The sequence below is a fragment of the Lysinibacillus sp. KCTC 33748 genome (genome assembly GCF_002237755.1).
Taxonomy (GTDB): Bacteria; Bacillota; Bacilli; order Bacillales_A; family Planococcaceae; genus Lysinibacillus.
This window is the reverse complement of sequence record NZ_MWSJ01000007.1, coordinates 21357-34862: the sequence shown is the minus strand read 5'-3', so window position 1 is coordinate 34862 and position 13506 is coordinate 21357. Positions and strand designations below refer to the sequence as shown.

General features: G+C 36.0%; 13 protein-coding genes. 11 read left to right on the top strand and 2 right to left on the bottom strand.

Annotated elements, in window-relative coordinates:
• Positions 1-170: 170 nt before the first annotated feature.
• Entirely contained in the window at positions 171-560 is a 390-nt protein-coding gene (locus tag B1B04_RS11410) for an FxsA family protein (RefSeq protein WP_079561593.1), read from the top strand.
• Here B1B04_RS11410 and B1B04_RS11405 read toward each other — a convergent pair.
• Entirely contained in the window at positions 544-1509 is a 966-nt protein-coding gene (locus B1B04_RS11405) for an AI-2E family transporter (protein ID WP_079561592.1), read from the bottom strand. The two genes, B1B04_RS11410 and B1B04_RS11405, sit on opposite strands and share 17 nt — an antisense overlap.
• A 253-nt stretch (positions 1510-1762) precedes the next feature.
• Here B1B04_RS11405 and citZ point away from each other — a divergent pair, with 253 nt between their 5' ends.
• From citZ to B1B04_RS11380, 5 genes are all read left to right on the top strand, one after another.
• Positions 1763-2878 (top strand): citrate synthase, encoded by a 1116-nt coding sequence (gene citZ / locus B1B04_RS11400; RefSeq protein WP_079561591.1) that lies wholly within the window; start codon positions 1763-1765, stop codon positions 2876-2878.
• A gap of 78 nt (positions 2879-2956) precedes the next feature.
• On the top strand, positions 2957-4219 hold the full coding sequence (icd, locus tag B1B04_RS11395) for an NADP-dependent isocitrate dehydrogenase (protein ID WP_079561590.1): 1263 nt from the start codon (positions 2957-2959) through the stop codon (positions 4217-4219).
• Positions 4220-4534: 315 nt separating this feature from the next.
• Positions 4535-5473: a malate dehydrogenase gene (gene mdh / locus B1B04_RS11390; protein ID WP_079561589.1), complete on the top strand. Its 939-nt coding sequence runs from the start codon at positions 4535-4537 to the stop codon at positions 5471-5473.
• 258 nt (positions 5474-5731) lie between these two features.
• The gene (locus B1B04_RS11385) at positions 5732-6235 is read left to right on the top strand and encodes an RNA polymerase sigma factor (protein ID WP_079561588.1); all 504 of its coding nucleotides are present in this window, start codon (positions 5732-5734) and stop codon (positions 6233-6235) included.
• Positions 6228-7229, top strand: coding sequence for an anti sigma factor C-terminal domain-containing protein (locus tag B1B04_RS11380; RefSeq protein ID WP_079561587.1), 1002 nt, complete (start codon positions 6228-6230; stop codon positions 7227-7229). The genes B1B04_RS11385 and B1B04_RS11380 overlap by 8 nt, the downstream gene beginning before the upstream one ends.
• A 256-nt stretch (positions 7230-7485) precedes the next feature.
• On the opposite strand, the gene B1B04_RS11375 is transcribed toward B1B04_RS11380, so the two are convergent.
• On the bottom strand, positions 7486-8310 hold the full coding sequence (locus B1B04_RS11375; RefSeq protein WP_094075096.1) for an MBL fold metallo-hydrolase: 825 nt from the start codon (positions 8308-8310) through the stop codon (positions 7486-7488).
• Positions 8311-8721: 411 nt separating this feature from the next.
• Here B1B04_RS11375 and B1B04_RS11370 point away from each other — a divergent pair, with 411 nt between their 5' ends.
• The 5 genes from B1B04_RS11370 to B1B04_RS11350 all read left to right on the top strand — a co-directional run bounded on the left by B1B04_RS11370 (position 8722) and on the right by B1B04_RS11350 (position 13332).
• Positions 8722-9162, top strand: coding sequence for a MaoC/PaaZ C-terminal domain-containing protein (locus tag B1B04_RS11370; RefSeq protein ID WP_079561586.1), 441 nt, complete (start codon positions 8722-8724; stop codon positions 9160-9162).
• A 52-nt stretch (positions 9163-9214) separates the two neighbouring features.
• The gene (locus B1B04_RS11365) at positions 9215-9931 is read left to right on the top strand and encodes a response regulator transcription factor (RefSeq protein WP_079561585.1); all 717 of its coding nucleotides are present in this window, start codon (positions 9215-9217) and stop codon (positions 9929-9931) included.
• A complete protein-coding gene (pnpS, locus tag B1B04_RS11360; protein ID WP_079561584.1) occupies positions 9928-11463 on the top strand; it encodes a two-component system histidine kinase PnpS in 1536 nt (511 codons plus the stop codon). The genes B1B04_RS11365 and pnpS overlap by 4 nt, the downstream gene beginning before the upstream one ends.
• Before the next feature lie 790 nt (positions 11464-12253).
• Positions 12254-12622 carry a CidA/LrgA family holin-like protein gene (locus B1B04_RS11355; protein ID WP_079561583.1) on the top strand — a complete coding sequence of 123 codons (369 nt, stop codon included), beginning with the start codon at positions 12254-12256 and terminating at the stop codon, positions 12620-12622.
• Positions 12619-13332: an LrgB family protein gene (locus B1B04_RS11350; RefSeq protein ID WP_079561582.1), complete on the top strand. Its 714-nt coding sequence runs from the start codon at positions 12619-12621 to the stop codon at positions 13330-13332. The genes B1B04_RS11355 and B1B04_RS11350 overlap by 4 nt, the downstream gene beginning before the upstream one ends.
• The last annotated feature ends 174 nt before the right edge of the window (positions 13333-13506 follow it).

Below are 13506 nucleotides of genomic sequence, written 5' to 3'. Positions count from 1 at the left end.
TTAAACAATATTTAACCAACATAAAAATAGTTCCCTCATGGAATGAGAATTTACTATAAAAATAATAACGTCGTCTTCTCTTTAATAGGGCCCATTGTTTTTTTATGAAACTTAATGGGCTATAATAACGTATATAAGGTATAGCGTTTTCAGCTAGAAAGGAGAAAAATATGAGAAAAATTTTTCTTGGTTTCATTGTCTATGCATTAGCCGAGTTGGCGTTATTAATAGTAGTTGGTCAAAATATTGGTATTTTAAATACATTACTGCTTATAGTCGCTACGAGTATTATAGGTATTTATGTAGTGAAAAATAAAGGTATGAATTCTGTGCAAAAGGTTAAAAATACGATAGCACGAGGAGAGGCTCCAGGGCCAGCATTAGTTAACACAGTTTTGAATTTTAGTGGTGGTGTACTACTAGTATTACCAGGTTTTATAACAGACCTTGTTGGTTTATTATTGTTACTGCCTTTTTCTCGCAAAATGTTCCAACCAATCTTTTATTATTGGATGCGGAAAAAAATGAAAAAGGGTCAATTTATCATCGTTCAAAAATAGCATTTTCCTTTAGTTTAACTGCTAAAAATAAAAATATGGGGCTAAGTAAAATGCCGTAAAAACCAAATAATAAAATAGAGGCAGCACTGATGAAAAAGGTGTGGAAAGTCCGTAATTGTAATGTGTTTGACCAAAGCATGGAATCAGCTAGCTGCCTTGTTAATTGAACGAAGAGATATAAAAGTAAAATAGCTACACATAAAAAGGTATTGCCTTTTAAGTAAAAATAAATGCTCATGGGTACAAGAAATACACCAATCCCAAAGAACGGAAGTACATCTGCAAATGCAACTATAAAAGCTTTGATGATGGCTTGTTCAAATTGAAGAATCATGAATCCCGCACAAAGGATGAGCAGAGTAATTGTGAACAGTTGAAACTCCACATACAAAAAGTAATGAAATAGCTGCATAATTTTAGAAAAATGCGACTGCCACTCATTGCGAAATTTTTTGGGCACATATTGAAAAAACCAATACCGGGATTTGCGAGTTTCCAATAGGGCAAAATAGTAAGCGACAAGGAATATAAATACTTCAATTACATGTTTCATTAATAGTTGGAAAATGTTTGCCATGTATAAAAAGATTGAATCGAAAATAGAAAGCGATTTTTCCTTTAAAACTTGGATAAACATTGATTCATATTCGTTGAAAAGTGGGAAATTTTGTAGTGTATCTCTGATTTCTGGGAAGATAAGAATAATACTGTTTATAGAAATGATAACGAGAAGAAAAATGCAAGTTAGAATAAGTGCTTCCACGATAATTGCTGCAAGCCAATAGGCAATCCTACAATAAGAATGAAGGAATTTTATGATAGGATACGTAGAAAAAGACAAAAAAATCGCGAGAGATACAGGTAATACGAACCACAATATTGTTAAGTAGAATATGAAAAACAAAACACTTATAGTTCTTTCGTATGAAAAAAATTTAATATTCCTCATTTTTACAAATTCACCCCATTTCAATTGATAAATTAATGTCAAAATACGAAAAAGAATCTCTTTCAGGCGTATATATAATCGCTCATGCACCTTTTTCTTTATTCGGAGGTTTTTCATTCACAAAGCTGTCAAAAATGATTATAATAGCAATTGTAAGCGATTTACTTAATGGTTCATATGAGCAAAAAACGTAAATGCGACCTAATAACTGCATTTACAACTAAAAAATATAAATATGAGGGAGCGATAATTTATGTCAGCAACTAAAGGTTTAGAAGGTATCGTAGCAGCGGAATCTAAAATCAGTTCAATTATCGATGACACACTTACATATGTTGGTTACAACATTGATGATTTAGCAGTGAACGCGTCATTCGAAGAGGTAATTTATTTATTATGGCATACTCGTTTACCAAAAGCAGACGAGCTAGCTGAATTAAAACAACAATTGGCAGACAACATGTCTATTCCGCAAGCAATTGTAGACCAATTCAAAACATACCCACTTTCAACTGTACATCCAATGGCTGCACTACGTACTGCAGTATCTTTACTTGGTGTATTCGATGAAGAAGCGGATGTTATGGATACAGAAGCTAACTATCGTAAAGCTATCCGTTTACAAGCTAAAATTGCAACTGTAGTTACTGCATTTGCGCGTGTTCGTAAAGGTTTAGAGCCAGTTGCTCCAAAACCAGAATTAGGATATGCTGCAAACTTCTTATACATGCTTAAAGGTGAAGAACCAGCAGCAATCGAAGTTGAAGCATTCGACAAAGCGTTAGTATTACATGCTGACCACGAATTAAATGCATCTACATTCACGGCACGTGTTTGTGTAGCTACATTATCAGATGTTTATTCTGGTGTAACTTCAGCTATCGGAGCATTAAAAGGACCACTTCACGGTGGTGCAAACGAGCAAGTTATGAAAATGTTAACTGAAATCGGCTCACTTGAAAACGTTGAATCTTATATTCAAAATAAATTAGATAACAAAGAAAAAATCATGGGCTTCGGTCACCGCGTATACCGCAAAGGCGACCCACGTGCACCACACTTACGTGTAATGTCACAAAAATTAACTGAGCTAACTGGTAAACCAGAACTTTATGAAATGTCAGTTAAAATCCATGACATGATCGTAGAACAAAAGAAATTACCTGCAAACGTAGACTTCTTCTCTGCGTCAGTGTATGATTCTTTAGGTATCGATCATGACCTATTCACACCAATTTTCGCAGTATCACGTACTTCTGGTTGGGTAGCTCATATTCTAGAGCAATATGCTAACAACCGCCTAATCCGTCCACGTGCAGAGTATGTTGGACCAGGCATGCAAAAATATGTTCCAATCAGCGAGCGCTAATTCGGAAAATATGCTAGAATATTTGGGACTGTGTTACATAACACAGTCCTATGATTATGAATTTAGGAGGCAACATCAATGTCAAACAAAATTGTAGTTGAAAATGGCGTACTTAATGTACCAAACAATCCAGTGATTCCTTTCATCGAAGGTGACGGAATTGGTCCAGATATTTGGGCTGCAGCATCACGCGTAATCGACGCAGCAGTAGAAAAAGCTTACAACGGTGAAAAGAAAATCGAATGGTTAGAAGTTTTAGCTGGTGAAAAAGCATTCAACCAAACTGGTGAATGGTTACCACAAGAAACTTTAGACAAAATCAACGAATACCTAATCGCAATCAAAGGTCCTCTTACTACTCCAATCGGTGGTGGTATCCGCTCTCTAAACGTAGCATTACGTCAACAACTTGACCTATATGTATGCTTACGTCCAGTACGTCACTTTGATGGAGTACCTTCTCCAGTTAAACGTCCAGAAGACGTTGAAATGGTTATCTTCCGCGAAAACACAGAAGACATCTACGCTGGTATTGAATTCGAATCTGGCTCTGAACAAGCACAAAAAATCATCAACTTCTTACAATCTGAATTTGGTGTTAACCAAATCCGCTTCCCAGAAACTTCTGGTATCGGTGTAAAACCTGTATCTAAAGAAGGTACTGAGCGTTTAGTACGTTCTGCTATCGAATATGCTATTAACCATAAACGCCCATCTGTTACTTTAGTACACAAAGGTAACATCATGAAATTCACTGAAGGTGGATTCAAAAAATGGGGTTATGAATTAGCTGAAAAAGAATTTGCTGATCAAACATTCACTTGGAACCAATATGATGCTATTAAAGCTGAACAAGGTGAAGAAGCAGCGAACAAAGCACAAGCTGACGCTTTAGCAGCTGGTAAAATCTTAGTTAAAGATTCTATCGCTGATATCTTCTTACAACAAATCTTAACTCGTCCAAATGAGTTCGACGTAGTTGCTACAATGAACTTAAACGGTGACTATATCTCTGACGCATTAGCTGCACAAGTTGGTGGTATCGGTATCGCTCCAGGCGCAAACATTAACTATGTAACTGGACACGCGATCTTCGAAGCTACTCACGGTACAGCTCCAAAATATGCTGGTCAAGATAAAGTAAACCCATCTTCAGTATTACTTTCAGGCGTATTAATGCTTGAGCACTTAGGATGGCAAGAAGCAGCTGACATGGTTACTAAATCTGTAGAGAAAACAATCTCTTCTAAAGTTGTAACTTACGACTTCGCTCGTTTAATGGACGGCGCTACAGAAGTAAAATGTTCAGAATTCGCTACTGAATTAATCAAAAACCTTTAATTTTCTATTTTAAATAGAAATTATAGTTAAAGCGGATGTATATTCTGCCGATATAATTAGGGTGAAATGTAAATTTCTATTGAACTTAGCTTAATAAAATATTTACGATGAACTTGTTTAATCGAGGGAGGAGAATTTATTCTCCTCCCTTTTTTAAATTCTTACAGCAGGTGTTTAAACACCCGCTGAAAGAAGCCTCCGGTGGATGTCACGGAATCGGAAAGGAGTTCTTTGTGCTTGCACAAAGCCGATTCTTGACGCAATTATGCCGAGGCATAATAGATTATATAACCTAATTTAAAGGAGCGTATTCGAATGTCTCTGAAACGAAAAAAAATCTCAGTAATCGGTAGCGGTTTTACTGGCGCTACTGCAGCATTTTTAGCAGCTCAAAAAGAACTTGGTGATGTAGTGTTAGTGGATATCCCTCAAGCTGAAAACCCAACAAAAGGTAAAGCTCTAGATATGTGGGAAGCTGCACCAGTGCAAGGCTATGATTCTTATGTTAAAGGTACTTCTAATTATGCGGATACTGCAGATTCTGATGTAGTAATTATCACTGCTGGTGTTGCTCGTAAACCAGGTATGAGCCGTGACGATCTTGTTCAAATTAACCAAGATGTAATGAAAGCAGTTTCCAAAGAAATTGCTAAGTACTCACCAAATGCAACAATCCTCGTTCTTACAAACCCAGTTGATGCAATGACTTACACAGTATTCAAAGAAACTGGTTTCCCTAAAAATCGTGTAATAGGTCAATCAGGTGTACTCGATACGGCTCGTTTCTGTGCGTTTGTAGCTGAAGAACTTAATATCTCCGTAAAAGACATCACAGGTTTTGTTTTAGGTGGGCATGGTGATACAATGGTGCCACTAACACGCTACTCATTTGCTGGAGGTATTCCATTAGAAACGTTAATCCCAGCAGATCGTCTTGAAGAGATTGTTGACCGTACACGAAAAGGTGGCGCTGAAATCGTGAACCTTCTTGGGAACGGTTCTGCATATTATGCTCCTTCAGCGGCGCTTATTGAAATGGCGGAAGCTATCATTAAAGACCAAAAACGTATACTTCCATCTATTGCATACTTAGAAGGCGAATATGGCTACAACGATTTATACCTAGGTGTTCCGACATTATTAGGTGCAAATGGTGTAGAAAAAATATTTGAACTTGAATTAACAGACAATGAAAAAGCAGCTTTAGATAAGTCGGCAGAAGCAGTCCGCGATGTTATGAAAGTTTTAGCTTAATAAAAGTTTATGAAATCGAGTAGGATTCATTCCTACTCGATTTTTTTTTGAGTATTTAGCTATCAAAAAGTAGAGCGATAAATGTGGAAAAATAAGATGTTCTTACAAAATACAGGATACCGAAAAATAGAGGTGGGTGGCACAAATCCCTCCTCTTTTTTGTGTTTTTATGGAAAATAAAATAATTTATGAAGGATTTTTTATAATATGTAAACTTTTCTTTGAGTTCTGCGTTGTATAGGCAGAAGGGAGATAGAAATGGCAAATCAATCAATGAATGAATTTCTGCAGCAAGTAGGTACCATATTATACCGATATTTAAGAAAACGTGGATTAGCCCATGAGGATGCAGAAGATATCGTTCAAGATACATGTTATAAATTTTTATTACATAAAAATGGAATTCAATCAGACAAAGTAATGAGCTGGTTATACCGTGTGGCTACCAATCAGTTTTATGATCTCAAGAGAAAAGAAAAGCGTCATCCAACAACCGAATTTGATGAAGTCCAATTGACAGCATTGACTAATATACCTGAAATTCAGGTTCTAAAAAAAGAAAAATTAGAGGACATAAGAGACACTCTTGAAACGCTGTCTAACTTGCATCAGGAATTATTAGTTCTGAAATATGAGATGGGATTATCGTATAAAGAAATTTCAGCTTTAATGAATAAGAATGAAAACACTCTAAAAACACACGTCAGACGTGCTAGGGAAGAATTTACTGAAAGATTTAAGGAGGACACTGATTATGAATAAAGGGCAAAATGATTTTTTATTTGATGAAAAACAGACGAAAAAAATAATGAGAAAGGCAAAGTTTTGGTCAACAATAAAAATTATTGGCATAACGATCATCGTTACGCCAATTGTTCTAGTAGTAGTATGGTACGGTCTTAGGAACTTATCAATAAATAGTGCTGAGAAAGTAAAGGACGATATTAGATTGTTTAACGCAATTAGCGCCCCAAATGTTCAAATTAGTAATCAAATGTATGACTATAATTTGTTTGGAGGGAAAATAAAAACGACAACATTTAAGGTACTTGGAGATAAGCATAGACCTTATATTTGGGAACCTCTCGAAAGTGATTACAATCTATTTGGAACTCTTACAAGAAATTATGTTTCAGGCTCGATCCAAATAGAAGGTTCAGAATCACTAGCGGAATCAAATCAATTTGAACAATTTAATGAATACACTGGCGATAGAGAAATGTTTTTTTATTACCCGGAGATTTCATACGATGTTTATAAAGGTAGTATCAGTGAACTCAATCAATTGGAAGAAAATACTTTCGTAGAGCTAGCAATATCTTTTGATAATGCATATAGCTTTGACGACATTAAACGCAAGTTGCCTTCTGATGTGCAAGTAGATTGGTGGTGGGTGGATGCCTTTACAGAGGAAGGATTGAATTTTATGAAGCAAGGACAGGGTACTATTGCAGCTAATTCTCCGTTCATTTTCGGATTTCAATCGGAACAATCAAAACCAGTACCCCGACAGTCTCAAAGCGACGAGGTTGACACCTTTATTCAAAACCTTGAGCTTCTTCGAGGGAGCAAGAACTTTGAGTGGGAAACAAACCAAGTTTACCAATCCTTAATAGGGGAAAATGGAACCCTGGAAAGAAGTGATGTGAAAATTATCGGGGCCGTAGTAACTGGCACACCAAAGCAATTGGAGTTATTACAAGGGCAAACATACATTAAAGCATCTACATTTGGGGTAATATCTAATCGAAAATAGGAGACTTGAAAGGCAATAAAATAGCTCTCCTATAAATCATCTCATATACTTATTTTACCCAAACATATATTGTCTGACATAGTAGTTCATCAGGTAAAATGAATGGTTTTAATGAAAATCAATTGATCGTAAATAGTAGCTAGAGCGTCTTGCATCGTAATGAAACACGATAGCAGGACGCTTTTTGTTTCTGCAAAAATTGGAGGCAACGACTTTGAAAACATTAACAAAATCCTATCAATAAAGTGAAATTAACTTAAGTAGTGAATAGCTTACCCTCTATAGCATTTATATACCTTACAGCTGAGTTATGAACAGATTGTTTTGCATCTTTTTTCACAATACGGAGAAAAGCATCATATATTCGTTCAAAATGTAGATCCTCTACTTGACTTAAGATTCTTTCCACTGTTTTAACAGGAAGTGGAATAAAATTAGGGAAACTATACATAAATGTTACCCAATTGCGGTCAGCCACTACACGAATGATATCTCCAACTAGTAATATGCCTTTTTGTTGATTACCATTTTTCCATTCTAGTACAGTGGCTCCTTTAAAATGACCACCCATACGATAAAGAGTTAACCCATTCTGTAAAGTAAGAGATTCACCAGACCAAAAAATAATCTTGTCACTAGTTCTTGTAACCCATTTTTTATCATCCTCATGAATATAAATAGGTGCGTTAAAAGTTTCTGCCCACTCCACTTGACTTGAATAATAATGAGGATGAGATAATGCGATGGCATCAATTCCCCCCAACCTCTCTATTTTATCAATAGTTTCTTGATCAATATATGAAATACAATCCCATAACAAATTAAAACCCTGTTCTTGAATTAAATAAGTTGTTTGTCCAATTCCAAATGTTGGACTAGTTGTTATGCTAAATAATCCATCTTCTTCAAGATTAAAGTCATTTTTATAAATTTCAGAAGAAATCATTTTGTTCAAAGTTGTCCAAGTTTGCCCATTTACATCGACATATTGTCTTTCTTCTGAGCAAATAGTACATTGCTTTGGCTCTTCCATTGATTTTTCATACTGCACCCCACATGTTTCACAAATATAGTAATTCAAAATTACTCCCCCTTTAAAATCCTTGACCTCAATTCACTACACACCATATATTACCAACGTGATTCGGAAAAGTATTTACAACTTTAGTCTGAACTTCATAATTATGTTAAATTAGCAGTTCGTTAATTTTTAGTTCTTTCGGCGATTTTCTAAGTAAGGAATTGGTGAAATCCGCAAATATGAAGGGTAGATGTCTTTTGTATTTTTTTCAGCTACGCTTTGGAGAATCTGGTCCTTCAACATTCATCAGCTAAATATCAAAAAGAATGGCAACACCATTCTCGGTTAAAAGACAAAGGAACCGATAAATAATGCTGAATGAAGATTACATGGTTATTCTGCTTTTCGTTGTACTTTTGGAATAAAATTGATACTATGAAGGTATATGATAGAAAAGGGGTTGGCGTATTTTTGCTTCAAAAAAACAGTAAGCTTGGTCTCTCTATTGATGAAATTACAGTTGGCGAGAAGATTCATATAACCGAAAAGATAGAAGATAAGGATTTATTGCTTTATTTAGGACTGACGAATGATAATAATCCACTTTATATTCAACATGATTATGCTGCAATGACACCTTTTCAAAAGCCAATCGTACCAACAATCATGTTAAATGGCATTATTACTTCAGCTGTGTCAAAGTATATTCCTGGACCAGGTGCACGAATTATTGAGCAACATATAAAATATTTAGGACCGCTCTATCATTATGAATTATTTGATACTCTTTTAGAAGTAACAGAAGTAAATAAATTACAAAATACGATTACAGTATGTGTACACTCATATAATGAGCAAAAGGAGCTTGTGATTGAAGGTACTTTACTGGTAACACCACCACTTACTTTATAAACGTCTTGAGATTTGAAATGGGGGTTTCAAATCACTAACGGAGGCATTACACATGACAAAAACGATTTTAGTTGTAGAAGATGAATTTTCTATTGCGACATTATTGAAATATAATTTAGAGCAGGCTGGATATGTTGTCGAAACAGCTGCAGATGGTCAAGAGGGTCTTGATAAGGCAATTGACTTACAGCCAGATTTAATTTTATTAGATTTGATGCTTCCAAGACTTGATGGTATGGAGGTTTGTAAGCAAATTCGTCAACAACGTATGAATACACCTATTATTATGCTAACAGCAAAGGATGACGAGTTCGATAAAGTACTTGGTCTAGAGCTAGGGGCAGATGATTATATGACGAAGCCCTTTAGTCCACGCGAAGTGTTAGCGCGGGTAAAGGCTGTTTTAAGACGTTTCACACAAAATGTAGTGGCTGAAGATAAGAATGGGTCACAAGAGAAAATGTATGAATTTGGACAATTACGTGTTTTTCCAGAGCGTTTTGAAGTGTTTTTACAGGATGAAGCACTGGAATTTACGCCAAAAGAATTTGAACTACTCATTTATTTACTTGAAAATAAAAACCGTGTTTTAACGCGTGATCAACTATTAAGTGCTGTATGGAAGTATGACTTTGCTGGCGATACTCGAATTGTGGATGTGCATATAAGCCACCTTCGCGATAAAATCGAGGAAAATAGCCGTAAGCCGATATTCATCAAAACAATTCGCGGCCTTGGCTATAAATTCGAGGAGCCGAAAACGACATGAAATCAATGAGCAACCGCTTATTCTTGACATTCATGCTATTGCTTGGAACGATATTAGCTGTCCTAATGGTTGTAATAGGTCAGCTTTTTCCTGTTTATATAGAACAGTACAACGAACAGGCTAGTGTAGAGATGCAAGAATCTATTAACCGAGTATTAGATGAACGAAAGATTGAACTATCTAAGGAAGATAAAGAGGCGCTATATACTGCGCAAAACATTGAGGTAAAAGATTCTCTATTATCGACTGTTCATACGCGACTTTATGTAGTGCTAGCGATACTTTTTATCATAGCACTTATGTTAATGGCTATTGTAAGTCGCTATATGATTAGAAATTTCACTGCTCCTATTGATAACGTGACAGATACGGCACTTGAGCTGGCAAAGGGAAATTACCGTGCTCGTGCCCATGAAAATGAGCATGAACGCATGATGCCGCTTAGTCACTCCATCAATATTTTAGCGCGTAATTTACAGGATATTACGACGATTCGCGAGGTAGAAGAGGAAAGGCTTAAAACGTTAATTGAAAACATGGGAAGCTCCCTCATGATGATAGGACGTGAGGGCAATATATCTATTGTGAACCGTGTATTTTTAGAGCGTTTCGGTATGCAAATTGACGATGTACAAGGGAAAGTTTTTCGTACAATTGGTTTACCAAAATCACTAGAGCAATTTATTGACCATGTGTTTCTAACGGAAATGCCTTATCGACAACAAATTAAAATGGAGGTCCAACAGGAGCTGTATAATAAGGAAGTGTACGGAGCACCTGTTATAGGGGATCATGGTCGTTGGCTTGGTGTCGTTATCGTTATGCATGATATTACGGAGCTTGTTCGTTTAGAGCAAATTCGTAAGGACTTTGTAGCAAACGTATCCCATGAATTGCGTACACCTATTACCTCTATTAAAGGCTTTTCTGAAACATTATTGGATGGTGCGTATAAGGATGAAAAAATGCTCCTATCTTTTTTAGAGATCATTTATAAAGAAAGTAACCGTCTGCAGATGCTTATCCAGGATTTACTAGAGTTATCGAAAATTGAACAGCATGGTTTTACCGTTAATATTATGCCGATGGGCTTGCAAGATGTACTTATACGTGGAGCAGAGCTGACAGGTCCACGTCTGGATGAGAAAAATATGAGCTTTTATGTTGATATAGAGCGTGATGTTCAAGTTATGGGTGATGCCAATCGCATTATTCAAATTGTCACTAATTTAATTACCAATGCCATTACGTACTCTCCGGAAAATACAACCGTTACGATTCGTTTAAAGGAAAATGAAACGTACGGCATTCTTGAAATAGAAGACCAAGGTATAGGAATTGAAAAACATGAAATTGCTCGTGTCTTTGAACGCTTTTACCGTGTGGATCGTGCGCGAAGCAGGAATTCTGGGGGAACAGGTTTAGGACTTGCTATTGTGAAACACTTAGTAGAGGCGCACCATGGTCGCATTCAGGTAGAAAGTGAAGTTGGTGTAGGGACAAAAATGATTGTTATGATTCCGAAAAATTAACGAATTCTTTACAATAGCACAATTTTAGATTCACAATGGGGTCTTATACTTGTTAGTAGAAACCCCCTTATAAAATTGTTAAGACTATAAAATAGCAAAAAAATCTTTATTTATATATAAATTAGATTTTTTATTTGTTGCTTAATTATCGCCACAATAGTAAGAATCTATTACCAGACTTTTTGGTAATAGATTCTTTTTCTGTTTTACACGTAACAAAAATAGGTGTAAAGTATAGTAGCATAATATTCACCTAATAATATTGTACTGATTGTTAGTTCATAGTGTTGAGAATAAAATAGCCAAGGAAATCTTTGCTATAGCGATTTAAAGAAGGGAGATTTTCATTGCAGATTTCACTTTTCGCACTCTCATGTTTTTGTTGCTGTCACTTAGTTTTTTTAAACATCTGTTAGCTTCATTTTATTACAGTAAATTAGAGTGACACACTAGAAGATACATGTTAAGAGAAGCGGCTCATCGGACGCCCCCAGGAAGCTCTGCTCTGCGCGAAAGCGAAGCGTCAGCAAATGTTTTATCTGTGCGAAAGCGAAGCGACAGCAACAACAAAGCGCCCAGACCGAACGGAGATCAACCACCTCGTTTTGCCGGAGAGCCACAATTTAATAAGACATCTTAATTCCACTAACACCTCAACAACATGAACTGACAATCAGTTTACTTGTTAGTTGAATCAATCGGGCATTAACGGTCAGTTAATAAGTCCATTTTATCTAGAAGTGGTCTACTGATAGTTATAGCAAGATAAAAAATTGAAAGAAGGATGACCATGAAAATCGTCAAAAGTATCGTGCAAATCGGCTATCTTTATGTAATTTTATTTGTTGGGAATAGTATTGCACGCCTACTTCACTTGCCGATTCCAGGGAGCATAATTGGACTAGTCTTATTGTTTTTACTATTGCAGTTTCATATTATTAAGCTTGAATGGATTGAGCTAGGTGCAGGTTTATTACTTAGTGAACTATTACTATTTTTCATTCCATCTGCTATCGGAGTAATCGATTATACCGCATTATTCGGTGTGCAAGGTGTGAAAGCTGTGCTTGTAATTGTATTGAGTGCCATCGTTGTTATGTTTGCAACAGGTTTCACAGCACAATTGCTAGGGCAACGAAAGAAAGGTGATACTGCATGAGCTTTTTAACCGCTATAGTAAGTTTACTAGGTACTATCGCAGTTTTTTATATTTGTAAAATGTTTTATAAAAAGTATCAGAAGGAATGGTTATCACCTATATTGATCACACCGTTAGTGGTCATTGCCATTTTGTTACTAACGGGTACATCTTATAAATCCTATACTGCAGGAGCCGGTATTTTATCAAATTTACTTGGACCAGCAACAGTAGCATTTGCGGTACCAATTTATAAAAATTTTAATCTATTAAAGAAACATGCTTTTGAAATTTTTCTAAGTATTGCAGTGGGCTCAGCTGTTGCTATTACATCTTCATTTATCATTGCCGTAGTAATTGGATTAAATAATGAGCTTGTGCATAGCTTAGTTCCACGTTCAGTTACGACACCAATAGCAATGGACATTTCCAACATGATTGGTGGCTCTCCTACACTTACTGCTGTTTTCGTTATGATAACTGGTATTTTAGGGAGTCTAATAGCACCGTTAGTGATTAAAGTATGTCGTTTCCATCGACCATCCTCTAGAGGGCTAATGTTAGGAATGGGAGCTCATGGCACCGGTACCTCTAAAGCATTTGAACTTGGTGAGTTGGAAGGTACTTTTGCGAGTCTTGCGATGATTGTAGCTGCATTAATTAGCATTGTTTTATCAACAACCTTTTTCCCAGCGTTTGAACATCTAGTTGTCAATATCCTGTTACCTTAACTGGTAACGGGATATTTTTTTGCGGATTAAAGATGGAGGACCGGTGCAAAAAAATGATGAGCTTCACATTGTCCTTATGTAAAACTGCCTAAAATAAAAAAGTGGTTTATTAAAATATTTTGAAACTTTTAAGTAAGTGTCACGTATACAATAGTACTAAGTTTAAGGGAGGAT